Origin of the sequence: Enterobacter sp. CM29 (assembly GCF_013179605.1) — a bacterium.
Taxonomy (GTDB): Bacteria; Pseudomonadota; Gammaproteobacteria; order Enterobacterales; family Enterobacteriaceae; genus Enterobacter; species Enterobacter intestinihominis.
Genome location: NZ_JABMCU010000001.1, coordinates 1 through 22557 on the forward strand (window position 1 = coordinate 1; position 22557 = coordinate 22557).

24 protein-coding genes are annotated in these 22557 nt (G+C 53.9%); 14 read left to right on the forward strand and 10 right to left on the reverse strand.

Annotation, left to right across the window (positions count from 1 at the left end; all coding sequences use genetic code 11):
• The 6 genes from HP459_RS00005 to pspA all read right to left on the reverse strand — a co-directional run.
• The coding region (locus tag HP459_RS00005; protein WP_171935792.1) for an ABC transporter substrate-binding protein at window positions 1–1265 on the reverse strand (1265 nt) is incomplete at its 3' end.
• 13 nt (window positions 1266–1278) lie between these two features.
• A complete protein-coding gene (locus HP459_RS00010) occupies window positions 1279–2976 on the reverse strand; it encodes a sugar phosphorylase (RefSeq protein ID WP_063849106.1) in 1698 nt (565 codons plus the stop codon).
• A 184-nt stretch (window positions 2977–3160) separates the two neighbouring features.
• Window positions 3161–3385, reverse strand: a complete 225-nt coding sequence (pspD, locus tag HP459_RS00015) for a phage shock protein PspD (protein ID WP_006810818.1) — start codon at window positions 3383–3385, stop codon at window positions 3161–3163.
• A gap of 12 nt (window positions 3386–3397) precedes the next feature.
• The gene (gene pspC / locus HP459_RS00020) at window positions 3398–3757 is read right to left on the reverse strand and encodes an envelope stress response membrane protein PspC (RefSeq protein WP_063849107.1); all 360 of its coding nucleotides are present in this window, start codon (window positions 3755–3757) and stop codon (window positions 3398–3400) included.
• Window positions 3757–3981 (reverse strand): envelope stress response membrane protein PspB, encoded by a 225-nt coding sequence (pspB, locus tag HP459_RS00025; RefSeq protein WP_022648304.1) that lies wholly within the window; start codon window positions 3979–3981, stop codon window positions 3757–3759. The genes pspC and pspB overlap by 1 nt, the downstream gene beginning before the upstream one ends.
• Window positions 3982–4030: 49 nt before the next feature.
• Complete coding sequence (gene pspA / locus HP459_RS00030) at window positions 4031–4699, reverse strand: phage shock protein PspA (RefSeq protein ID WP_022651342.1); 669 nt, start codon at window positions 4697–4699, stop codon at window positions 4031–4033.
• 151 nt (window positions 4700–4850) lie between these two features.
• Between pspA and pspF the strand changes: the two genes are divergently transcribed.
• The 6 genes from pspF to sapF all read left to right on the forward strand — a co-directional run bounded on the left by pspF (window position 4851) and on the right by sapF (window position 11211).
• Complete coding sequence (gene pspF / locus HP459_RS00035) at window positions 4851–5843, forward strand: phage shock protein operon transcriptional activator (RefSeq protein WP_162882544.1); 993 nt, start codon at window positions 4851–4853, stop codon at window positions 5841–5843.
• Window positions 5844–5931: 88 nt separating this feature from the next.
• A complete protein-coding gene (gene sapA / locus HP459_RS00040; RefSeq protein WP_063150491.1) occupies window positions 5932–7572 on the forward strand; it encodes an ABC transporter substrate-binding protein SapA in 1641 nt (546 codons plus the stop codon).
• A complete protein-coding gene (gene sapB / locus HP459_RS00045) occupies window positions 7569–8534 on the forward strand; it encodes a putrescine export ABC transporter permease SapB (protein WP_022648308.1) in 966 nt (321 codons plus the stop codon). Before sapA ends, sapB begins: the two co-directional genes overlap by 4 nt.
• Entirely contained in the window at window positions 8521–9411 is an 891-nt protein-coding gene (sapC, locus tag HP459_RS00050; RefSeq protein ID WP_006810824.1) for a putrescine export ABC transporter permease SapC, read from the forward strand. The genes sapB and sapC overlap by 14 nt, the downstream gene beginning before the upstream one ends.
• Window positions 9411–10403 carry a putrescine export ABC transporter ATP-binding protein SapD gene (sapD, locus tag HP459_RS00055; RefSeq protein WP_003856840.1) on the forward strand — a complete coding sequence of 331 codons (993 nt, stop codon included), beginning with the start codon at window positions 9411–9413 and terminating at the stop codon, window positions 10401–10403. Before sapC ends, sapD begins: the two co-directional genes overlap by 1 nt.
• 1 nt (window position 10404) lies before the next feature.
• Window positions 10405–11211: a putrescine export ABC transporter ATP-binding protein SapF gene (gene sapF / locus HP459_RS00060; protein ID WP_003856838.1), complete on the forward strand. Its 807-nt coding sequence runs from the start codon at window positions 10405–10407 to the stop codon at window positions 11209–11211.
• Here sapF and HP459_RS00065 read toward each other — a convergent pair.
• The gene (locus HP459_RS00065) at window positions 11208–11798 is read right to left on the reverse strand and encodes a TetR/AcrR family transcriptional regulator (protein ID WP_022648309.1); all 591 of its coding nucleotides are present in this window, start codon (window positions 11796–11798) and stop codon (window positions 11208–11210) included. The two genes, sapF and HP459_RS00065, sit on opposite strands and share 4 nt — an antisense overlap.
• Before the next feature lie 132 nt (window positions 11799–11930).
• Here HP459_RS00065 and HP459_RS00070 point away from each other — a divergent pair, with 132 nt between their 5' ends.
• The 5 genes from HP459_RS00070 to pdeR all read left to right on the forward strand — a co-directional run bounded on the left by HP459_RS00070 (window position 11931) and on the right by pdeR (window position 18760).
• Complete coding sequence (locus HP459_RS00070) at window positions 11931–12332, forward strand: RidA family protein (protein ID WP_022648310.1); 402 nt, start codon at window positions 11931–11933, stop codon at window positions 12330–12332.
• 281 nt (window positions 12333–12613) lie between these two features.
• Window positions 12614–13402, forward strand: a complete 789-nt coding sequence (gene fabI / locus HP459_RS00075) for an enoyl-ACP reductase FabI (RefSeq protein WP_003856831.1) — start codon at window positions 12614–12616, stop codon at window positions 13400–13402.
• A 153-nt stretch (window positions 13403–13555) separates the two neighbouring features.
• Window positions 13556–14542, forward strand: a complete 987-nt coding sequence (locus HP459_RS00080) for an oxidoreductase (protein WP_032676207.1) — start codon at window positions 13556–13558, stop codon at window positions 14540–14542.
• An 88-nt stretch (window positions 14543–14630) separates the two neighbouring features.
• Window positions 14631–16565: an exoribonuclease II gene (locus tag HP459_RS00085; protein WP_126490309.1), complete on the forward strand. Its 1935-nt coding sequence runs from the start codon at window positions 14631–14633 to the stop codon at window positions 16563–16565.
• Window positions 16566–16771: 206 nt separating this feature from the next.
• Window positions 16772–18760 (forward strand): cyclic di-GMP phosphodiesterase, encoded by a 1989-nt coding sequence (gene pdeR / locus HP459_RS00090; RefSeq protein ID WP_058646442.1) that lies wholly within the window; start codon window positions 16772–16774, stop codon window positions 18758–18760.
• Here pdeR and HP459_RS00095 read toward each other — a convergent pair.
• On the reverse strand, window positions 18757–19626 hold the full coding sequence (locus tag HP459_RS00095) for a crotonase/enoyl-CoA hydratase family protein (RefSeq protein WP_047051533.1): 870 nt from the start codon (window positions 19624–19626) through the stop codon (window positions 18757–18759). The two genes, pdeR and HP459_RS00095, sit on opposite strands and share 4 nt — an antisense overlap.
• A 191-nt stretch (window positions 19627–19817) precedes the next feature.
• Between HP459_RS00095 and HP459_RS00100 the strand changes: the two genes are divergently transcribed.
• The 3 genes from HP459_RS00100 to osmB all read left to right on the forward strand — a co-directional run bounded on the left by HP459_RS00100 (window position 19818) and on the right by osmB (window position 21271).
• On the forward strand, window positions 19818–20000 hold the full coding sequence (locus HP459_RS00100) for a hypothetical protein (protein ID WP_022648315.1): 183 nt from the start codon (window positions 19818–19820) through the stop codon (window positions 19998–20000).
• Window positions 20001–20037: 37 nt separating this feature from the next.
• Window positions 20038–20790 carry a DNA-binding transcriptional regulator YciT gene (locus HP459_RS00105; RefSeq protein ID WP_023306387.1) on the forward strand — a complete coding sequence of 251 codons (753 nt, stop codon included), beginning with the start codon at window positions 20038–20040 and terminating at the stop codon, window positions 20788–20790.
• 262 nt (window positions 20791–21052) lie between these two features.
• Window positions 21053–21271 (forward strand): osmotically-inducible lipoprotein OsmB, encoded by a 219-nt coding sequence (gene osmB, locus HP459_RS00110; protein WP_003856823.1) that lies wholly within the window; start codon window positions 21053–21055, stop codon window positions 21269–21271.
• 104 nt (window positions 21272–21375) lie between these two features.
• On the opposite strand, the gene yciH is transcribed toward osmB, so the two are convergent.
• Together yciH and pyrF are read right to left on the reverse strand one after the other, a co-directional pair.
• Window positions 21376–21702, reverse strand: a complete 327-nt coding sequence (yciH, locus tag HP459_RS00115) for a stress response translation initiation inhibitor YciH (RefSeq protein WP_022648317.1) — start codon at window positions 21700–21702, stop codon at window positions 21376–21378.
• Window positions 21702–22439, reverse strand: a complete 738-nt coding sequence (gene pyrF / locus HP459_RS00120; RefSeq protein WP_022648318.1) for an orotidine-5'-phosphate decarboxylase — start codon at window positions 22437–22439, stop codon at window positions 21702–21704. Before pyrF ends, yciH begins: the two co-directional genes overlap by 1 nt.
• Window positions 22440–22557: the final 118 nt, after the last annotated feature.

Consider the following 22557-nt stretch of genomic DNA (forward strand, 5'->3'; position numbering starts at 1 on the left):
TTCTTCTGGCTGTTGCTTAACGTCGCACTGAGATCTTTTTGTCCCACCGTCACGTTATGCACCATGGAACTGATAATGCCGGACCCGGTAACATCTCCCATGCGGGTAAAGTTCTTGTCGCCCACGGCACCAAACACCTGGACGTTCGGGAACTGCGCAATCAGCTCGTAAGGCAGTTGACCAAAGGCCTTGATAACGTCGTTGTTTTTCCAGGAATCTGTGCCCACCACGAGTTTATTGACCGGTAGCGCGGCGCCCGGAGACATCATGACCCAATCAGAGGCGTTCTGAGCCTGCTCCATCCAGGTGACAAATTTCTCGGCGGCCTGCGTTTCCTCTTCGGTCTGGCCGGTAGTGATCGTCAAAGAAGTGATCATGCCGTACACGGCTGATGATTTTTCCGTCGGGACAACGAACCCCAGGTTGGCCGGATTGCCATCTTTGAAGACCGCGGGCAGGATATAGGTAGAGTAAACGGCCATAGGCGCAGAACCGTTCATGAAGGCGTCTTTGATCTCCATGACATCATTCGAGCCCGGCATGGTGTTCGCGGCCAGTGCCCTATAAAACTCCAGCGCTTTCGACATCTCAGGGGTATCGATTTTCACGCTGCCGTTTGCATCAAAGACGTTGGCCCCTCCTGACAAAGCAAATTGCGAGAAAGCCTGCTCCGTCATGACGCTTTCTGCGGTTGGAAGCGCGATACCGTAATGTTTTTTAGCCGGATCGTTGAGCGCCTGACTGGCTTTCAGCAGTTGCTCCCAGTTGTGCGGCTCTTCAATACCCGCTGCCGCGAGCGCATCTTTGTGATACCAGACGCCGGACAGCCAGGCGCTAACCGGCACCCCCGTCCATGCGTTGCCATCTTCCGTGCGAACCACGCGTAAAATGCCGTCGTAAAATGTCTCCTCGCCCACCGCCTTGACGGCGCGGCCGATGGCGTCACGATCCAGCAACTGCTCTTTATCCATGACTTTGGCGTAGTCATGACTGATCTCTATCACCTCCGGTAGCGCACCGGTACGGGCCAGAGTAATAACCTTGGTGTTATAGGCATCTTCCTCAACGGGTACCTGTTTCACCGTTATAGTCGGGTTCTCTTGTTCGAATTTTTCAATCAATTTCGTGATAACGGCCTGACGCTCCTGTTCTACCGACGAGTGCATAAACTCAATGGTGACCTGAGATGCTTTATCGTCCTTACAGCCTGATAACAGGGCGCACGAAACCAGTGCTGATAACAGCACAATTTTTGGCATTTTCATTTTAGGGTCCTTTTTAGTTTTCTTTAATCCACATTACCTGCCATGGATTGAGGATCAGCTCCGTACCGCTAATATCCTGTCCTGATAATAACTCCTTACCAGAAAGCGTTTGTTCATAAACGGTCTGCATTTTATTGCTAAAATTAAATAATGCTGTAATTCGCTCGCCATTTTCAGCAACACGAATAATTTTAAGAATTTGTTTACCCACTGCGTCGAAAGCAGCCTGACTATCCGGATGGAACGCCCTCTCACCGCGACGAATAGCGATAAACTCACTCAAACGAGAATAAATTTGATAACGAATACTCTTCTTATTATTCAGTTCGCTATCAAGCTGCCCCGCCGTGTATTTTTTCCGGTTAATCGCGCGGTTATATCCGAGGCGTTCGACGCCTTCATAATCGTTCCGCGAACCAAGAATGCTCTGAATATAAACAGCCGGGACGCCTGGGAAACTTAACAACACAGCATGCGCGAGGAGGAACCGTGCAATACGTTCCTCATCTGAACTGTCTTGTAAACTTAACGCATCAAGATAGGTGACATTAATTTCATAAGGGCTTCGCGTTCCGTCAGGATTATTTTTCCAGTTGACCAGCGCGCCTTCCTGCTGAAGATTTTCGACCAACGAGAGGATCTCTGATTCCGGAAGAATGCCGCGCAGCGGATTCAAACCGATACCATCATGCGAGGCCAGGAAATTAAACCATGTAGTGTGTGAAGAAGGCAGTGCCAGCGACCCCGCCCATTGGCAAAGTGCTTTCACATCCTGACGATGAACGGCATGCAGCACCAGCGGAGGTAAGGAAAACTGATAGACCATCTGGGCTTCGTTTTCACCATCACCGAAGTAAGAGATGTTGTCTTTGTGCGGAACATTTGTCTCAGTAATGATCACCGTTCCAGGTGCCACGGCGTCCGTAATGGCGCGGAACAGCTGAATAAGGCAATGGGTTTGTTCCAGATGGATGCAGGTTGTTCCCGGGATTTTCCACATAAACCCGACCGCATCCAGACGGATATAACGCGCCCCTTCCATGAGGTAATGGAGCAGAACGTCAACCATTGCAATCAGCACCTGCGGCGAGGCGAAATTGAGATCGATCTGGTCATCGCTGAATGTAGTCCATAAATGACGAACGCTGCCATCATTAAGCGTAAACGGCGTCAACAGCGGTAAAGCGCGTGGGCGCGTCACCGCGGATAAATCGGTTTCCGGGTCGACAGAAATAAAGAAATCTTCATAACCAGGCTTCTGCGCAAGATAATTCGCAAACCATTCGCTTTTCGCTGACATATGATTGCAAACGAAATCAAACATTAAGCTGGCTGACTGTTTTAATTCCGCGACATCGCGCCAGTTTCCCGTTTCAGGTGCAACGGTATGATAATCAACAACGGAAAAACCATCATCTGATGACCACGGATAGAAAGGTAAAAGATGGACATGAGAAAAAGTACGAGAAAGCCACTCATTATAGAACCGGGTAAATACCGGCAATGCTTTCTCCCCTTTCGCGGAGATCTGATCGGCATAGGTAATCAGAACAACATCTTTTTCATCCCAGCCTGACTTACGCTTCTCCGTAATATTAACCGCCGCCTGTTGAAGCTTAGTTAATAACACGTCAAGGTGTGCATCTGAAAATGATTCACCGTAAATATGATTGATAAGGTATTTAATTTTTGCGTTCACATTATTTTCCATGGTAGCGGTCCCACGGAGTGGCAATCTACTCCCATGAAAAATATCTGTCAACGGACCTGGGGGCTGAAAAAGGCATTCTCAAAGCAGCGCAACGCAGTAATGTGAGCTGCCGCAAAGAAAGAGAAAAAGCAGAGGGGGAATTCATGCCCTCTCTCAGCGCGAGAAAGGGCTTATATGAGCGGGATTAGCGTGAAAAGTAGCGACGTGAAACGCGTTTTGCCAGTTTTTGTAACAGCGGCTCCAGGGCGACCGCCAGCAACATTCTGACCGGCTTACGGGCAACAGACTTGATCGCCCAGCCCGCCACACCAGCCGGACCATAACGTAACGCCGTCATCAGAACCAGTTTACCTGCGATTTTCAGGCCGGGTTTTACCTTCTGACCGGCCTGTTGCCAGTTTTGTTTCATGTAAGTTCTCTCTTAAAGCTGACGGAAACGACTTCTCAGCGTAAAGGTATCGGAGGTGACATAACGTTCCATCTCGCGCAATCGCTTCTCCCCTGCGCTCAGCTGTTCATCCACCGCGTTAAGAAGATCGCTGCTGGTTGGCGTGTTTTCCGCATCCAGCTCACCTTCCGGCATCGGATCAAGTACAAACGACAGAATGATGTAAGCCACCAGTGTAATAAAGGCCAGGCCAAAGAAAATCGACAATACGGTGACCACACGTACCAGTTTTACCGGGACATCCAGATAGTGTGCCAGCCCGGCGCAAACGCCCTGAACCATGCCCTGCTGCGGGATGCGCCACAGTTTTTTATTCAGATTTAGTCCAGCCATTAACGCTCCCTCCAGTTCGGGTGTTCCGCATCCAGGATGGCTTCCAGCGCCTGAATACGTTCGCGCATTTTGTTTGCCTCAGAAGAGAGCTGCGCCAGCCGCTGTTGCTCGCTTTGCGACAGCTCCCCGCGAGAAGAGCGGTTGCTGTAGTGCAGCCATAACCAGATGGGCAGAACAAACAGCACGAAAATTGTCAGGGGTATTGCCAGAAAAAGCGCGCTCATGTGTACTCCTTGTCTTGCGATGCGGCACGCTCAGGTGCCGCAGGATTTATTATTGGTTGTCTTGCTTCATTTTGGCTTTCAGCGCAGCCAGCTGCTCGCTAATTTCATCATCGGCTTTCAGGTCAGCAAACTGCTGATCCAGGGTTTTCTGCTTACCGATGCTGTGGCTTTCGGCTTCCGCTTCCATGTGGTCGATACGGCGTTCGAACGATTCGAAACGCGCCATCGCTTCATCCAGTTTGCCGCTGTCCAGCTGGCGACGCACGTCACGGGACGAGCTTGCAGCCTGGTGGCGCAGCGCCAGCGCCTGTTGACGTGCACGGGTTTCGCTGAGTTTGTTTTCAAGCTCACCAATCTCTTTCTTCATACGCGTCAGAGTATCATCCACCAGCGTCACTTCATGTTCCAGCGTGGCCACCATATCGGTCAGCTTCTGCTTCTCAATCAGCGCAGCGCGGGCCAGATCTTCTTTATCTTTGCGCAGCGCCAGTTCAGCTTTTTCCTGCCACTCGTTAAGCTGGGCAGTCGCCTGCTCGATACGACGCGTTAACTGCTTCTTCTCTGCCAGCGCGCGGGCGGAGGTGGAGCGTACTTCAACCAGCGTGTCTTCCATCTCCTGAATCATCAGGCGCACCAGCTTCTGCGGATCTTCTGCTTTCTCCAGCAGCGAGTTGATGTTGGCGTTCACGATGTCGGCAAAACGAGAAAAAATACCCATAATTCAATCCTCATAGTTCTGTTATCGGGCGATGCCCTGCTGAGTAGTTAATACAAATCCCATGCCAACTTTTTATCTTATTGATTTTACTGGGTGTGATTGATATTTATCCATCCAGCGGCTATTCTCACCTGGTGAATATCACTAAGGAGTGGTTAATTTCATCATGGCTGAATATAAAGACAATTTGCTTGGCGAGGCAAACAGCTTCCTGGAAGTGCTTGAGCAGGTATCGCGCCTGGCGCCGCTGAATAAACCGGTGCTCATTATCGGTGAGCGCGGAACGGGTAAAGAACTTATCGCTAACCGTCTGCACTTTCTGTCTGGCCGCTGGGACGGGCCTTTTATTTCGCTTAACTGCGCGGCGCTGAATGAAAATCTGCTCGACACGGAGCTTTTCGGTCATGAAGCCGGCGCGTTTACTGGCGCACAAAAACGGCACCCCGGTCGTTTTGAACGTGCCGACGGCGGAACGCTCTTTCTCGACGAGCTGGCGACCGCGCCAATGCTGGTGCAGGAAAAGCTGCTGCGCGTCATTGAGTATGGCGAACTGGAACGCGTTGGCGGAAGTCAGCCGCTTCAGGTAAACGTTCGCCTGGTGTGCGCCACTAACGCCGATCTGCCCGCGATGGTGGCAGAAGATAAATTCCGCGCCGACCTGCTGGACCGGCTGGCTTTCGATGTCGTCCAGTTGCCGCCGCTGCGTGAGCGACGCAGCGATATCATGCTGCTGGCCGATCAATTTGCCATTCAGATGTGCCGGGAACTGGGCCTGCCGCTCTTTCCGGGCTTCAGCGAACAGGCCACCGAGACCCTGCTCGGTTACCACTGGCCGGGGAATATCCGTGAACTGAAAAACGTGGTGGAACGGTCTGTTTACCGTCATGGCAGCAGCGAGACCGAACTGGACAACATTATTCTCGATCCGTTTCGGCGCGAGGTTAAACAGCCCCTTGCTCCGGCGGCGCGCCAGCATGATCCGGCGTTGCCGCTCGATTTACGCCAGTTCCAGCATCAGCAGGAGCAGCAACTGCTGGAACGGAGCCTGAAAGAGGCGAAATATAACCAGAAACGGGCAGCTGAACTGCTGGGTCTGACCTACCATCAGTTAAGGGCATTGCTCAAAAAACATCAAATGCGCTGACATTATCAGCACTTACCCCCAGACATTTTTACGAAGCAGGCGTAAGTGCGATACACTTTGCAGATCGAATCTAAAAACCTTAAAAACTATGCGCCTGGTTTTATCATCCCTGTTTGCACTCGGTCTGTTCAGCAATCTGGCCTTTGCTGCGCCCGATCGTACTGCGCCTCCTGATATTCGTGATAGTGGTTTCGTCTATTGCGTCAGCGGGCAAGTTGATACCTTTAACCCGCAAAAAGCGGGGAGCGGCGTGATTGTTGATACGCTGGCCGCACAGATTTACGATCGCCTGCTCGACGTCGATCCTTATACCTATCGGCTGGTTCCGGAGCTTGCTGAAAGTTGGGAAGTGCTTGATAACGGCGCCACGTACCGCTTCCGTCTACGCGATGATGTGGCTTTTCAGCACACCCCGTGGTTTACCCCAACCCGCAAGCTCAACGCGGATGACGTGGTTTTCACCTTCCAGCGCATCTTTAACCGCAACCATCCGTGGCATAACGTCAACGGCGGAAACTTCCCCTACTTCGACAGTCTGCAATTCGCGGACACGGTCAAAAGCGTTCGTAAGCTGGATAACCGCACGGTTGAGTTTCGCCTGACGCGCCCGGACGCCTCCTTCCTCTGGCACCTGGCGACGCACTACGCGTCCGTCATGTCAGCCGAATACGCGGATCAGCTGACGAAAAAGGATCGTCAGGAACGTCTCGATCGTGAGCCTGTGGGCACAGGACCCTTCCAGTTAGCTGAGTACCGCGCCGGACAATACATTCGCCTGCAACGACACGATCATTTCTGGCGCGGCAAACCGCTGATGCCGCAGGTTATTGTTGATCTGGGTTCAGGTGGAACAGGCCGCCTCTCCAAACTGCTGACCGGTGAGTGCGACGTCCTTGCGTGGCCTGCGGCCAGCCAGTTGACTATTTTGCGCGACGACCCCCGCCTGCGCCTGACCCTACGCCCGGGAATGAACATCGCCTATCTGGCGTTTAACACCGATAAGCCACCGCTGAATAATCCGGCCGTGCGCCATGCGCTGGCGTTAGCGATCAACAATCAGCGTCTGATGCAGTCGATTTATTACGGCACCGCGGAAACCGCCGCCTCTATTCTGCCCCGCGCCTCCTGGGCCTATGACGGCGAGGCGAAGATCACGGAATATAATCCGGCGAAAGCGCGCGAACAGCTTAAAGCACTGGGGGCAGAAAACCTGACGCTTCAGCTGTGGGTACCCACCAGCTCTCAGGCGTGGAACCCTAGCCCGCTGAAAACCGCCGAACTGTTGCAGGCAGATATGGCCCAGGTGGGCGTGAAGGTGATCATCGTTCCTGTCGAAGGCCGTTTCCAGGAGGCGCGTCTGATGGACATGAATCACGACTTAACGCTGGCTGGCTGGTCTACCGACAGTAACGACCCGGACAGCTTCTTCCGTCCGCTGCTGAGCTGTGCGGCGATCAACTCCCAGACCAACTACGCGCACTGGTGTAACCGGGAATTTGATGCTGTGCTGCAAAAAGCCCTCTCATCTCAACAGCTTGCTTCACGCATTGAGGCCTACGATGAAGCGCAAAATATTCTGGCCAGAGAGCTTCCCGTGTTGCCGCTTGCCTCTTCCCTGCGCCTTCAGGCCTACCGTTACGATATAAAAGGGCTGGTACTCAGCCCGTTTGGTAACGCCTCCTTCGCGGGCGTGACTCGTGAGGAAGAACAAGAGGTGAAAAAACCATGATTATATTTACCTTGCGGCGGCTGCTGTTACTGCTGGTCACCCTGTTCTTCCTGACCTTTGTCGGCTTTAGCCTTAGCTACTTTACGCCGCACGCCCCGCTTCAGGGCTCATCCCTCTGGGACGCCTGGCTGTTCTGGTTTAACGGCCTGTTGCACTGGGATTTTGGCGTGTCCAGCATCAACGGACAGCTCATCTCTGAGCAGCTGAAGATGGTTTTCCCGGCCACCATGGAGCTGTGTATACTCGCCTTTGGCTTTGCCCTCATGGTGGGGATCCCGGTGGGGATGCTGGCGGGAATTTATCGCAATAAATGGCAGGATAAATTCATCAGCGCGCTTGCCTTAATTGGCTTTTCCATCCCTGTTTTCTGGCTGGCGCTGCTGCTTACCCTCTTCTTCTCACTGACGTTAGGCTGGCTTCCGGTGTCTGGCCGTTTCGACCTGCTGTATAACGTACAAACGGTGAGCGGCTTCGCCATCGTTGACGCCTGGCTTTCCGATTCAGTCTGGCGCGACGAAATGATCGTGAGCGCCCTGCGCCATATGGTGCTGCCAGTGCTCACGCTGGCCGTCGCACCGACGACCGAAGTGATCCGCCTGATGCGCATCAGCACTATCGAAGTCTTCGATCAAAACTATGTGAAAGCCGCCGCCACACGCGGACTGTCTCGCCTGACGATTCTACGTCGCCATGTGCTGCACAATGCGTTGCCGCCGGTAATCCCACGGCTTGGGCTGCAATTCTCAACCATGCTGACGCTGGCGATGATCACCGAGATGGTTTTCAGCTGGCCGGGCCTTGGACGCTGGATGATCAACGCCATTCGCCAGCAGGATTACGCTGCGATCTCCGCCGGAGTGATGGTGATTGGCTCGCTGGTTATTATTGTTAACGTTGTTTCCGATATTTTGGGTGCCATGGCCAACCCGTTGAAGCATAAGGAATGGTATGCCTTACGATAACGTCTACAGCGAAAAGCGCACGCCTGGTGCGCTACGCACCGTGTGGCGTAATTTCTACGGCGACACCACGGCGATGATCGGCTTTTACGGCTGCATTGGCCTCGTGTTGCTGTGTGTTTTTGGTTCGTGGTTTGCCCCGTATGGCATCGATCAGCAGTTCCTTGGTTATCAGCTTTTACCGCCATCGTGGTCGCGTTACGGGGAGGTTTCGTTCTTCCTGGGGACTGATGATCTCGGACGCGACGTGCTAAGTCGTTTACTGAGCGGCGCCGCACCTACGGTAGGCGGCGCGTTCGTGGTCACCCTGGCCGCCGCGATATGCGGCCTTGCGCTGGGCATTTTTGCCGGCTCAACCCACGGGCTGCGGTCTGCCGTGCTTAATCATATTCTTGATACCTTGCTCTCGATTCCTTCGCTGTTGCTGGCGATTATCGTCGTGGCCTTCGCGGGGCCGCACCTCACACATGCGATGTTCGCCGTCTGGCTGGCCATTCTGCCCCGCATGGTGCGATCGGTTTACAGCCTGGTTCACGACGAACTGGAGAAAGAGTATGTCGTCGCCGCCCGTCTGGACGGTGCCACCACGTTTAATATTTTGTGGTTTGCCGTGCTGCCTAACATTGCCGCCGGGCTGGTGACGGAGATCACCCGCGCCCTGTCGATGGCGATTCTTGATATCGCAGCGCTGGGCTTCCTGGACCTGGGCGCGCAGCTCCCCTCCCCGGAATGGGGCGCAATGCTCGGCGATGCTCTGGAGCTGATTTACGTCGCGCCGTGGACGGTCATGCTGCCGGGCGCGGCCATCATGGTGAGCGTTCTGCTCGTTAACCTGCTTGGCGACGGGATCCGCCGCGCAATCAATGCGGGGGTGCAATAATGCCGTTACTTGATATCCGCAACCTCACGATCGAAATTAAAACGGGCGAAGGCTGGGTTAAAGCGGTGGATCGCATCAGTATTACGCTCGCAGAGGGCGAAATACGCGGGCTGGTGGGCGAATCGGGTTCCGGTAAGAGTCTAATCGCCAAAGCCATTTGCGGCGTGGCGAAGGACAACTGGCGGGTGACCGCCGACCGTATGCGTTTCGACGACATCGATCTGTTGCGTCTCTCCCCGCGCGAACGCCGTAAACTGGTGGGCCATAACGTCTCGATGATTTTTCAGGAGCCGCAATCCTGTCTCGATCCGTCCGAGCGCGTCGGGAAACAGCTGATGCAGAATATCCCCGGCTGGACCTATAAAGGCCGCTGGTGGCAGCGTTTCGGCTGGCGTAAACGCCGTGCCATTGAGCTATTGCACCGTGTGGGGATCAAAGACCATAAAGACGCGATGCGCAGTTTCCCCTACGAACTGACCGACGGTGAATGCCAGAAAGTGATGATTGCTATCGCCCTGGCCAATCAGCCGCGTCTGCTGATTGCGGACGAACCGACGAACGCGATGGAGCCAACGACTCAGGCGCAGATTTTCCGCCTGCTCACGCGTCTGAACCAGAATAACAACACCACCATTTTGCTGATCAGCCATGACCTGCAAATGTTGAGCAAGTGGGCGGATAAAATTGACGTGATGTATTGCGGACAAACGGTAGAAACCGCGCCAAGTGAAGACCTGGTGACGACGCCGCATCATCCCTACACGCAGGCGCTGATCAGGGCGATCCCTGATTTTGGCAGCGCAATGCCACACAAGAGCCGTCTGAATACTCTGCCTGGCGCGATACCGCTGCTGGAATCGCTGCCCATTGGCTGCCGTCTGGGTCCGCGTTGCCCGTATGCTCAGCGTAAATGCATTGAAACACCGCGCCTGACAGGGCCGAAAAATCATCTGTTTGCCTGTCATTTCCCGCTGAACATGGAGAGAGAGTGAAATGGTCGAAACCTTACTGGAAGTACGTAACCTGAGTAAGACCTTTCGCTATCGCACCGGCCTGTTTCACCGTCAGACCGTCGAGGCGGTTAAACCCCTGAGCTTTACGCTGCGCGAAAAGCAGACGCTGGCGATTATCGGTGAAAACGGCTCGGGCAAATCGACCCTGGCAAAAATGCTCGCGGGTATGGTCGAGCCGAGCGGCGGTGAAATACTGATTGACGATCATCCTCTGGAATTTGGGGACTACTCTTTTCGCAGTCAGCGCATCCGGATGATTTTTCAGGATCCGTCGACGTCCCTGAACCCGCGCCAGCGTATTTCCCAGATCCTGGATTTCCCGCTGCGGTTGAATACCGACCTGGAGCCGGAAGCGCGTCGCAAACGGATTGTCGAAACCCTGCGTCTGGTAGGCCTCCTGCCCGACCATGTCAGCTATTACCCGCACATGCTGGCCCCGGGCCAAAAACAGCGTCTCGGACTGGCCCGCGCGCTGATCCTGCGCCCAAAGGTCATTATCGCCGACGAAGCGCTGGCGTCGCTGGACATGTCGATGCGTTCGCAACTCATCAACCTGATGCTGGAGCTACAGGAAAAGCAGGGGATATCGTATATCTACGTGACTCAGCACCTGGGCATGATGAAGCACATCAGCGATCAGGTGCTGGTGATGCACCAGGGTGAAGTCGTTGAGCGCGGCAGTACCGCTGACGTGCTGGCCTCCCCGCTCCACGACCTGACAAAACGCCTGATTGCCGGACACTTTGGTGAAGCATTGACGGCCGATGCGTGGCGGAAAGATCGTTAGCCGTTGCGTAACCCGCTTGCCAGCAGAGTAAACACCTCGATGGCATGCGGCAGCGTCTTCTGCGGCTCGTCACTCGCGGCAATCATCAAGGCAGCATTCAGCGCAACGCCGTTCAACAGATGGGCTGCGACTTTCGCATCCATTTTTTTAAGCACGTTGCGTTCGATTAATTTTTCGATGGTCTGGCGGGTCGACTCAAGACAGCTGTTCTGGCTGGGCCATTGCGCCGGATCGCCCAGAACGGCCGGACCGTCAAGAAGCACGATACGCTGAACTTCCGGAACGAGCGCCATGTTGATGTAGGCGATACCCTCCGCCAGCAGTCTTTCCCAATCATCGTCTGTGGCCGCGGCAACGGCTTTCGCGTTGCCCGCCATTTCGCTGTCTATCTGCGCGACCACCGCCGCCAGTAACCCTTTCTTATCTCTGAAATTATGATACAGCGCACCGCGCGTTAACCCCACGCTTGCCGTCAGTTCATCCATCGACGCTGCAGCAAAGCCTTTCTCAGCAAACGCCTTTCGCGCCGCATGAATCAATTTTTCGCGATTTTCCTGAGCCGTTTCAGCACGACGTTTTGTAGCCATAGAACTTCCTATCAAAGCGATATTTTTAATTTGACATACGCGACGTATGTGAATTACATTTTTTCACATACATTGCGTATGTTACTTCTCTTAAGTAACCACAACAACGCCTCTGACAGAAAAGGAAATGCCATGCATCCACGTAATCCTGTCTTCCCTGTCAATCGACATGCCCTTTATGAGGAACATGGCTATTCGGCTGCCATTCGCTCTGGCGATCTGTTATTTGTTTCCGGTCAGGTCGGCAGCCGCAGCGATGGCACGCCTGAGCCTGATTTCGCCGCTCAGGTGCAGTTGGCATTCGATAATTTACAGGCGACTTTGGCCGCCGCAGGATGCACTTTTGACGATCTGATTGATGTCACGACGTTTCATACCGATCCAGAAAACCAGTTCCCCGTCATCATGGAGGTGAAGAAACTGGTGTTTCCACAGCCACCTTACCCAAACTGGACGGCTATCGGCGTTAACTGGCTGGCCGGATTTGATTTTGAAATTAAGGTTATTGCCCGAATCCCCTCGCCAGCGAATTAATATCCGGCCGTCTTAGCGTGAAGCTTCTGGCCAACCTCTGGTTGGATGAGGCGAACCCAGCACCTGGTGATATACTGCTGGAATACACACGAAATAGCCTGATAAAGAGTCAGTTCAACGTCTTTCGTGCGCCCAGTCACGGCACGTGAGCGAGAAATATCGTGACACAAGGGGCTGTGAGTGGGCTATAATTTCGAGCTAATTTCGAATGATTTTGAAATACTGCCTGTAACGCTATGAATTACAAGGCAAAATAAGCAATGAATATAAGGATTAAAGCTATGGGTTTTCTTTCCGGTAAGCGCATTCTGGTAACTGGCGTTGCCAGCAAACTGTCCATCGCATACGGCATCGCACAAGCTATGCATCGCGAAGGCGCTGAGCTGGCGTTCACCTACCAGAACGACAAGCTGAAAGGCCGTGTTGAAGAATTTGCCGCGCAGCTGGGTTCCAGCATTGTTCTGGAATGTGACGTTGCACAAGACGAAAGCATTGATGGCATGTTTGCTGAACTGGCAAAAGCATGGCCGAAATTCGACGGTTTCGTTCACTCCATCGGCTTCGCTCCGGGCGATCAGCTGGACGGCGACTACGTGAACGCGGTTACCCGTGATGGCTTCAAAATCGCTCATGACATCAGCTCCTACAGCTTCGTTGCGATGGCAAAATCCTGCCGCGCGATGCTGAACCCGGGCGCCGCCCTGCTGACCCTGTCCTACCTGGGCGCAGAACGCGCTATTCCTAACTACAACGTTATGGGTCTGGCGAAAGCGTCTCTGGAAGCCAACGTGCGCTATATGGCGAACGCAATGGGTCCTGAAGGCGTGCGTGTTAACGCAATTTCTGCGGGTCCAATCCGTACTCTGGCCGCTTCCGGTATCAAAGATTTCCGTAAAATGCTGGCACATTGCGAAGCGGTTACCCCGATTCGTCGTACCGTTACCATCGAAGATGTGGGTAACTCTGCGGCATTCCTGTGCTCTGACCTTTCCGCAGGTATCTCCGGCGAAGTGGTTCACGTGGACGGCGGCTTCAACATCGCTGCCATGAACGAGCTGGAAATCAAATAAGTCTGTTACTCTCTTCCCGCCTGGGAAGAGAGTTTTCTCCCCTCCCCGCACTTCGTTATTCCGTTCTGCTATTTGTTATCACCTAACAATATTTTTCCCCTCATCCGCCTTACGCCAGGATATTGATCGCCATTTTGAGATCAAGGAACGCCCATGGAACAACGCCGTTTTTCCGGCAAAGGCCACTGGTATCACGAAACCCAGTCGAATCATTCGCAGACGGACGTTCTGCCGCTGGTGCCTGAAGCCGCTAACGTCGACGATCGTTTTTTGCTCGATTTAGCCCTGCCTGACGACATTGCCGCAAGCTGTTGTGGGTGGCTTACGCCAGCCCGAACCTTGTGCCGCCTCTTATTCCCGCTCGATACTCCCGTAAACCGTCTGCACACGCTTAGCGCCTACGACAGACTGAGCACGGCGTTGACGGTTTCCCAGGCGTGTGGCGTCCAGCGGCTCTGTAACCACTACGCGGCGCTCCTCGCCCCCCTTCCGGGCCCCGACTCTTCCCGGGAAAGCAATCGACGCCTTGCAGAAATCACTCAGTATGCCCGCCAGCTGGCGAGCTCTCCGGACGTCATTGACGATAAAGCGCAAACTCAGCTTGATGAGGTGGGACTGACAACGTATGACATTGTGCTTATCAACCAGATCATCGGCTTTACTGGTTTTCAGGCGCGGGCGGTTGCAGTGTTTCAGGCGCTGCTTGGCCATCCGGTACGCTGGCTACCGGGACACCACATTCAGCCCCATACACTACCGCTGAGCTTTACCCGATGGACAGCCACCCAGCCCGTAGTCGAACTAAAATATGCCAGTGCGGTTCAACTTGAGGCGCTCTCACGCTGGCAGGCCGAACCTGCGCTTTCAGCGCTCACGCCGGTTCTCTGCCATGAGCCGATGCTGCTGAATCTGACGGGCGAGATACTGGTTAACCACCCACAAAGCGAAGCCCAGCCATCTGCATCGCTCTCAGCCGCCCATGCGCTGCTGCTTACGTCTCCCGATCGTTTTAGCGCCGCCCAGTTAACGCCTCTCACGGAGGCCGGTATCCCGCCGGGCAAGGCAATTAACCTGTTAACCCACGGCGCTTTTAATGGCTGGCTGGACCGTCTTCGCGTGGCGCTTGGCAAAGAGGAATAACCACACGCTTTACCTAAAGAGCGCTTGCTGTAGCAGTGAGAATCGCGTAAAACTGTCAGCCGCTCAATGGCTACGAAAATAGAACATTATGTTTCAGGACAACCCGCTGCTAGCGCAGCTTAAACAGCAACTACATTCCCAGACGCCCCGTGCAGAAGGGGTCGTAAAAGCCACGGAAAAGGGCTTTGGCTTTCTTGAAGTTGACGGACAGAAGAGCTACTTCATTCCGCCTCCTCAGATGAAGAAAGTGATGCATGGCGACCGCATTTCGGCCGTTATTCATACCGAAAAGGAACGAGAGTCTGCCGAGCCGGAAGCACTGATCGAACCTTTCCTGACCCGCTTTGTCGGGAAAGTGCATAAAAAAGACGATCGTCTTTCTATCGTACCGGATCATCCTCTCCTGAAAGATGCCATCCCTTGCCGCGCCGCGCGTGGCGTTGAGCATGACTTTGTCGAGGGTGACTGGGCGGTTGCCGAAATGCGCCGTCATCCTTTAAAAGGCGATCGCGGTTTCTACGCCGAGCTGACCCAGTTCATCACCTTTGGCGACGACCATTTCGTCCCATGGTGGGTGACGCTGGCGCGCCACAACCTCGAAAAAGAAGCGCCGGATGGCGTCGCGACCAAAATGCAGGACGAAGGTCTTGAGCGTCGCGATCTGACAGCGCTGGACTTTGTCACCATCGACAGCGCCAGCACCGAGGATATGGACGATGCGCTGTATGCCGAAGAGGCAGCGGATGGCAAAATGCATCTGACCGTTGCCATCGCCGACCCTACCGCATGGATTGTCGAAGGCAGCAAGCTGGACGAAATGGCCAAAGTGCGTTCGTTCACCAACTACCTGCCGGGCTTCAACATCCCGATGCTGCCGCGCGAGCTTTCCGACGATCTCTGCTCCCTGCGTCCCCATGAAGTGCGTCCGGTACTGGCCTGCCGCATGACCATCGCGGCTGACGGTACCATTGAAGAAGATATCGAATTCTTCGCCGCCACCATCGAATCCAAAGCTAAACTGGCTTATGACAACGTGTCCGACTGGCTGGAAAATACCGGCAGCTGGAAGCCTGAATCCGATAATATCGCTGCGCAAATTCGTCTGCTGCATCGCGTCTGCCAGAGCCGCAGTGAGTGGCGCCAGACCCACGCCCTGGTATTTAAGGACCGCCCGGACTACCGCTTTGTGCTGGGGGACAAAGGCGAAGTGCTCAACATCGTCGCCGAGCCACGCCGTATTGCCAACCGTATCGTTGAAGAAGCGATGATCTCCGCCAACATTTGCGCCGCACGCGTGCTGCGCGACAAGTTAGGCTTTGGCATTTACAACGTGCACACCGGCTTTGACCCGGCTAACACCGAAGCGCTGGCCGCCCTGCTCAAAACCCATGACGTCCACGTCGATCCGGAAGAGGTGCTGACCCTGCCAGGCTTCTGCAAGCTGCGCCGCGAGCTGGACGCACAGCCGTCAGGTTTCCTTGACAGCCGCATTCGCCGCTTCCAGTCCTTTGCGGAAATCAGCACCGAGCCAGGCCCGCACTTCGGTCTCGGTCTTGAGGCTTACGCCACCTGGACCTCCCCGATCCGTAAGTACGGCGACATGGTTAACCATCGTCTGCTGAAAGCGATCATCAAAGGGGAATCTGTTGCCCGCCCACAGGATGAGACTACGTTGCAGATGGCAGAGCGTCGCCGTCTGAACCGTATGGCGGAGCGTGATGTCGGCGACTGGTTGTACGCGCGTTTCCTGAATGATAAGGCAGGGACTGACACCCGTTTCCCGGCTGAAATCATTGACATCAGCCGCGGCGGTATGCGCGTGCGTCTGGTGGATAATGGCGCCGTTGCCTTTATTCCTGCCCCGTTCCTGCATGCCGTTCGCGACGAACTGGTTTGTAGCCAGGAAAACGGGACCGTGCAAATTAAAGGCGAAACGGTTTACAAAGTCACTGACGTGATTGATGTAAACATCGCTGAAGTCCGCATGGAAACCCGCAGCATTATCGCGCGCCCTGTCGCCTGATAACCGCGTAGACTCCCGGCCGTTCCGTTCAGGGATGGCCGGGAGTTCTTCCCAGTATTATCTCTCGCAAAATCATCGTTTTTTCTCACACTTTTCTGTTTCCCACCGCCACATTTCGCCAGAATTATCTACAGTAAAAAGAGCCGTCATAGTCGACTGCAAATGAATAATTTGTGCGCTACTCAGCAGCCGCGGGAGAAAACGGGATGGACGATCTGGAGCAGAATTTGCTGTTTCGTTACATGGGTACGCATAGCCCCTGGTGGCGACTAACAGCAGACAGCAATGCTCTGCATCTTGCTGCCAGTGAAAGCGCTGAAATCGTTCAGGTGGTTGCGCTGGACGATGAGCAGGCCGCTCTGATTCGCCAGCTCACCGTTATCACGTCCAGCATTGCCATGACCCTTCCCTTGTATGGTGTGGACGTTCCCGTCCATCTTGTCGGTCGTAAAATTAACAAAAATGAGTGGGCGGGAACGGCATCAGCATGGAACGACACGCCTTCCGTGGCGCGCGATCTGGCGCAGGGACTCTCCTTCGCCGAACAGGTGGTGTCCGAAGCTAACTCCGTAATTGTCATCCTCGACCAGAACGGGAATATTCAGCGCTTCAACCGTTTAAGTGAAGAATATACGGGCCTGAAGGAACAGGAAGTCATCGGGCAAAACGTGTTTAAACTGTTCATGAGCCGCAGCGAAGCCGCGGCCTCAAAACGCAACATCACCGGTTTTTTTCGTAACGGCAGCTCCTACGAAGTCGAACGCTGGATCAAGACCCGCAAGGGGCAACGCCTGTTTCTCTTCAGAAATAAATTCGTTCACAGCGGCAGCGGGAAAAATGAAATTTTCCTCATCTGTTCAGGTACCGACATCACGGAAGAGCGCCGGGCCCAGGAGCGCCTGCGCGTTCTCGCCAATACGGATACGATTACCGGTTTGCCTAACCGAAATGCCATCCATGAGCTGATCTCCGACGCCATCACCTCCCGGGGTGAAACGCAGGTGGGCGTGGTTTATCTCGATCTGGATAACTTTAAAAAAGTGAACGATGCCTATGGGCATATGTTTGGCGACCAGCTGCTACAGGCCGTTGCGCTGGCGATCCTGAGTTGCCTGGACGACGGACAAACCCTGGCGCGCCTGGGTGGGGATGAGTTTATCGTGATGGCCACCGATACCTCGCAGGGCGCGCTGGAAGCTATGGCGTCGCGCATTCTGACCCGACTGCGGCAGCCTTTCCGCATCGGGCTGATTGAGGTTTACACCGGCTGCTCGCTTGGTATCGCGCTTGCGCCCCAGCACGGTAACGATCGGGAAAGCGTCATTCGCAATGCCGACACCGCCATGTACACCGCCAAGGAAAATGGCCGGGGTAAATTCTGCGTCTTCTCGCCAGAGATGAACCAGCGCGTATTTGAATATCTGTGGCTGGATACCAACCTGCGTAAAGCGCTGGATAACGATCAGCTGTTAATTCACTACCAGCCAAAAATGACCTGGCGCGGCGAAGTCAGAAGTCTGGAGGCGCTGGTGCGCTGGCAGTCGCCGGAGCGTGGCCTGATCCCGCCGATGGAATTTATCTCCTATGCGGAAGAGTCAGGACTGATAGTGCCCCTTGGCCGCTGGGTTATGCTCGATGTGGTGCGCCAGGTGGCAAAATGGCGCGACAAAGGGATCAACCTGCGCGTCGCGGTCAACGTTTCCGCCCGTCAGCTGGCGGACCAGACCATCTTCAGTGACCTGAAGCAGGCGCTGAAAGACCTGAATTTTGAATACTGCCCGATTGACGTGGAATTGACCGAAAGCTGTCTCATCGAAAATGAAGAGCTGGCCCTGTCAGTGATCCAGCAATTTAGCCGCCTGGGGGCGCAAATTCACCTTGATGACTTTGGTACGGGGTACTCTTCCCTGTCGCAGCTGGCGCGCTTCCCTATCGACGCCATCAAGCTTGACCAGTCCTTCGTCCGGGATATCCATAAGCAGTCCATTTCACAGTCGCTCGTGCGCGCGATAGTCGCCGTGGCACAGGCGTTGAATCTGCAGGTCATTGCTGAAGGGGTGGAGAGTGCAAAAGAAGACGCCTTTCTGACGAAGAATGGCGTCAACGAACGGCAGGGTTATCTTTTTGCTAAGCCCATGCCCGCAGCCGCATTCGAGCGATGGCTAAAGCGCTATCAGGCCAGGAATGTCCGTTAGCTGGCTTTGCGTAAGCCCGTCGCCTGATGGCGATTTTGCAGCATAACCAGCCGCTCCATGTAGGCGATATCCTTCGGTTCAAGGCAGAAGGCGGCATCCACCCAATCCTCTGTAATGTCCATCAACTCGCTTCGCGGAAGTGGCAGAACACGCGTACGCGCGCGCAGCATGGCCCTTACGCCGTTCAGCTTCGGCTGTAGCGTGTCGATAAACGTCCGTACCGAAACATAGCTCTGTAACGGCTCGAATAAGAGATCCACAAGACCGTGCTGTTCATACCATTCCGCCGTATGCGACTCACCTTTATAGATCAGCGCCTCTGCCATTTTCATGCCGGCACGACGCGCCACCAGTGAATAACCGCCCATGCCCGGGAACAGATTGAACGCGATTTCCGGAAAGCCTAATCGGGCATCGCGCTGGGCCAGAATGAAATGGTGCGCGAGCGCGGCTTCAAACCCGCCCCCTAACGCGCTTCCTTCCACCATCGCCAGCGTGACAGCACCGGTATCGAACCCTCGTGAGGCGGCATGAACGCAGTCCACACAAGCCCGGGCATAGGCGCGTAACGCTTCGCGTCGGTTGTTTTTGATGCACTCAACGAAGAATTGTAAATCACCGCCGGTATTGTAGATGTCAGGGACCAGCGATCCGGTGACCCAAAAATCAACGACAAATCCGGACTGGCGAACCAGCCAGGAGAGATTCATGATCTCCTCGATCAGCGCATGATTGAAGCAAGGCCGTGGCGTGGCACGTAACATCATCCACACCGTGCGCCGTTCGGCCTCATAATAAGCCGCCAGTTGAGTGAATCGTTCAGCATCAGTAAACAATGTGCAGGTTGTCTGGTTGATAACTGTCATAGTCGAATTCCTCTTATAAAAAAGCGCGTTGCGCGCAGTTTTAGACTAATCCACCCCTACAACCCGCAGCATACGGGGGTTAAATTTGTCACTTTCATTTATGAACTTTGGTTATTGCATTTTTTACCTTCTCTTTTGAATCAATTTTCTGCATCATTGATAATATTAACTTTTCGCTTCAGGGTGAGCTTATGTCTAACATTGATGCAACAGCCGTGGCACAGCGTATTGATACTGTGCTGGATATTCTTGTCGCGGGCGATTATCACTCTGCTATCCGTAATCTTGAGATCCTCAAGTCTGAACTGCTGGCTGAGAACGGCACTGATAACGCATCAGAATCCACTCAACCAAAAGCCCCGTGGGAAGTGTAACCACGTCGTTTTCGCCCTTGCCTTTTAAATGGATGCTATGAATTCCCGACAACAAATCATTTTGCAGATGGTGATCGATCAGGGACGCGTAAGCGTAGTCGATCTCGCTAAAGCTACCGGCGTTTCTGAAGTCACCATTCGTCAGGATCTGAATCTTCTGGAAAAACAGAGCTACCTGCGGCGTGCGCACGGATATGCCGTTCCACTGGACAGCGAGGACGTTGAAACCCGCATGATGAACAATTTTGCGCTCAAGCGGGAACTGGCGGAGTTTGCTGCATCCTTAGTGAATAACGGTGAGACCGTCTTTATTGAAAATGGCAGCAGTAACGCCCTTCTGGCGCGCACGCTTGCCGATCAAAAAGACGTTACCATCATTACCGTAAGCAGCTATATCGCCCATCTGTTGAAGGAAACTCGCTGCGAGGTCATTCTGCTGGGCGGCATTTACCAGAAGAAAAGCGAAAGCATGGTGGGGCCATTAACGCGTCAATATGTTCAGCAGGTTCACTTCAGTAAGGCATTCATTGGCATTGACGGCTGGCAGCCCGACACCGGCTTTACCGGTCGCGACATGATGCGTTCAGACGTGGTGAACGCCGTACTCGCCAAAGAGTGTGAAGCGATTGTGCTGACCGATAGCTCTAAGTTTGGCGCCGTACACCCTTATACGATGGGTCCGGCTTCGCGCTTCAGCCGTGTGATCACGGATGAGCGTTTACGCGATGAATATCGCCAGCAATTAGAACAAGACGGCCTGACTGTCGATATTGTGAAAAAAACGGCCTGATTATCCTGCTGCGCCCGAATAATGGGCGCACTTAAACCTTTCTCTGAGAGTATTCCGACCCTTCCTTTAAGAGTTTTTACCTGTTGAAACTGTTCTAAACACGTAAAATTAATATTAGCGATATAACAGGAAGTGACTATCACCTGCGTGATGATGTAACGCCTGCGCGACCAGCTTTCACGGGAACAGAATTTAAGTACGGATATTGTCTATACTTAAAGTGCATTCCTTTCCGTGAATCGATAATTCAGGAGAAAGTATTATGACCTTTACCAGCAAAAAATTAGCCGCCGCTGTTCTGGCAATCACTGTAGCAATGTCTCTGAGCGCTTGCTCTAACTGGTCTAAACGTGACCGTAACACCGCGATTGGTGCCGGTGCTGGTGCGCTTGGTGGTGCAGTATTAACGGATGGTAGTACGCTGGGTACATTAGGTGGTGCTGCCGTAGGTGGTATTATCGGTCACCAGGTGGGCAAATAATCACCATAACGGCTCTCACCGGTATAATAATATATTTTGTATTTTCAGGTCTGACTTACGCACGTAAAAAAAAGAGCCACGGCAATGTCCGTGGCTCATTTATTTTAACCGCCCGCCAGTTTGACTTTCATACCTTTGGCTTCCAGCAGCGTTTTAATTAAATCCCGCTTATCGCCCTGAATCTCAATTATGCCGTCTTTTACTGCCCCACCGCATCCGCACTTCTTTTTAAGCTCAGCGGCGAGCTTTACCAGCTCTGCATCATCCAGATCAATCCCGGTGACAAGGCAAACGCCTTTCCCTTTTCTGCCACTGGTCTGGCGCTGAATACGCACGATTCCATCGCCTTTCGGACGTTCAGCTTTCTCTTTTGGCTCTTCAATGCGCCCGGTATCTGTTGAATAGACCAGACGAGTGTTGGCATCACGCATTATGCCCCCTTTTTCAGTGATGCATTAATCGCTTTCAGAGTCTCTGCCGGATGAGCGGATTGCGTCACCGGGCGACCAATTACCATATAGTCTACCCCCGCGCTCAGCGCCTGCTCTGGCGTCATGATGCGTCGCTGATCCCCTGACTCGCTGCCTGCCGGACGGATACCTGGCGTCACCAGTTTAAATTCGCGGCCTAACTCAGATTTGAAGCGAACCGCCTCCTGAGCTGAACAGACCACGCCATCAAGCCCACACTGTTGCGTGAGGCGCGCCAGACGCTCCGCATGTTCGGCAGGTGACAACGTCACACCCAGGTCACGAAGGTCAGATTCATCCATACTGGTCAGCACGGTGACGGCGATAAGAAGCGGAGCGTCATTGCCAAACGGCACCAGCGCTTCGCGCGCAGCCGTCATCATACGTGCCCCACCGGAGGCATGAACGTTAACCATCCACACACCCAGTTCAGCCGCCGCAGCAACGGCGTGGGCAGTGGTATTCGGAATATCGTGGAATTTCAGGTCGAGGAAAACGTCGAAACCACGCTGGTGCAGATCGCGGACGATTTGCGGACCGAACAGCGTAAACATCTCTTTGCCTACTTTAAGACGGCAATCCCGGGGATCAATACCATCAACAAAGGCCAGTGCGGCGTCACGGTTATTGTAATCCAGAGCAACAACTACAGGAGAATCGGTAACTACGCGGGAAGTGGAGGAAGTAACAGACGTCATGACCAGCCCTTTTCGTCTATGGGCGCGCAGCGGCGCGGAACAGATAAACGGCGTGCATTCTACCTGCCCTCGGGGTAAATGAACAGAATCGAATGCTTTTCCTGTTGAACCACAGACC

Bases quoted from the DNA above. Each gene is read 5' to 3' on its own strand.
- HP459_RS00010 (WP_063849106.1), bottom strand. From the start codon at position 2,976: ATGGAAAATAATGTGAACGCAAAAATTAAATACCTTATCAATCATATT.
- pspD (WP_006810818.1), bottom strand. From the start codon at position 3,385: ATGAAACAAAACTGGCAACAGGCCGGTCAGAAGGTAAAACCCGGCCTG.
- pspC (WP_063849107.1), bottom strand. From the start codon at position 3,757: ATGGCTGGACTAAATCTGAATAAAAAACTGTGGCGCATCCCGCAGCAG.
- pspB (WP_022648304.1), bottom strand. From the start codon at position 3,981: ATGAGCGCGCTTTTTCTGGCAATACCCCTGACAATTTTCGTGCTGTTT.
- pspA (WP_022651342.1), bottom strand. From the start codon at position 4,699: ATGGGTATTTTTTCTCGTTTTGCCGACATCGTGAACGCCAACATCAAC.
- sapA (WP_063150491.1), top strand. From the start codon at position 5,932: ATGCGCCTGGTTTTATCATCCCTGTTTGCACTCGGTCTGTTCAGCAAT.
- sapB (WP_022648308.1), top strand. From the start codon at position 7,569: ATGATTATATTTACCTTGCGGCGGCTGCTGTTACTGCTGGTCACCCTG.
- sapC (WP_006810824.1), top strand. From the start codon at position 8,521: ATGCCTTACGATAACGTCTACAGCGAAAAGCGCACGCCTGGTGCGCTA.
- sapD (WP_003856840.1), top strand. From the start codon at position 9,411: ATGCCGTTACTTGATATCCGCAACCTCACGATCGAAATTAAAACGGGC.
- sapF (WP_003856838.1), top strand. From the start codon at position 10,405: ATGGTCGAAACCTTACTGGAAGTACGTAACCTGAGTAAGACCTTTCGC.
- HP459_RS00065 (WP_022648309.1), bottom strand. From the start codon at position 11,798: ATGGCTACAAAACGTCGTGCTGAAACGGCTCAGGAAAATCGCGAAAAA.
- HP459_RS00070 (WP_022648310.1), top strand. From the start codon at position 11,931: ATGCATCCACGTAATCCTGTCTTCCCTGTCAATCGACATGCCCTTTAT.
- fabI (WP_003856831.1), top strand. From the start codon at position 12,614: ATGGGTTTTCTTTCCGGTAAGCGCATTCTGGTAACTGGCGTTGCCAGC.
- HP459_RS00080 (WP_032676207.1), top strand. From the start codon at position 13,556: ATGGAACAACGCCGTTTTTCCGGCAAAGGCCACTGGTATCACGAAACC.
- HP459_RS00085 (WP_126490309.1), top strand. From the start codon at position 14,631: ATGTTTCAGGACAACCCGCTGCTAGCGCAGCTTAAACAGCAACTACAT.
- pdeR (WP_058646442.1), top strand. From the start codon at position 16,772: ATGGACGATCTGGAGCAGAATTTGCTGTTTCGTTACATGGGTACGCAT.
- HP459_RS00095 (WP_047051533.1), bottom strand. From the start codon at position 19,626: ATGACAGTTATCAACCAGACAACCTGCACATTGTTTACTGATGCTGAA.
- HP459_RS00100 (WP_022648315.1), top strand. From the start codon at position 19,818: ATGTCTAACATTGATGCAACAGCCGTGGCACAGCGTATTGATACTGTG.
- HP459_RS00105 (WP_023306387.1), top strand. From the start codon at position 20,038: ATGAATTCCCGACAACAAATCATTTTGCAGATGGTGATCGATCAGGGA.
- osmB (WP_003856823.1), top strand. From the start codon at position 21,053: ATGACCTTTACCAGCAAAAAATTAGCCGCCGCTGTTCTGGCAATCACT.
- yciH (WP_022648317.1), bottom strand. From the start codon at position 21,702: ATGCGTGATGCCAACACTCGTCTGGTCTATTCAACAGATACCGGGCGC.
- pyrF (WP_022648318.1), bottom strand. From the start codon at position 22,439: ATGACGTCTGTTACTTCCTCCACTTCCCGCGTAGTTACCGATTCTCCT.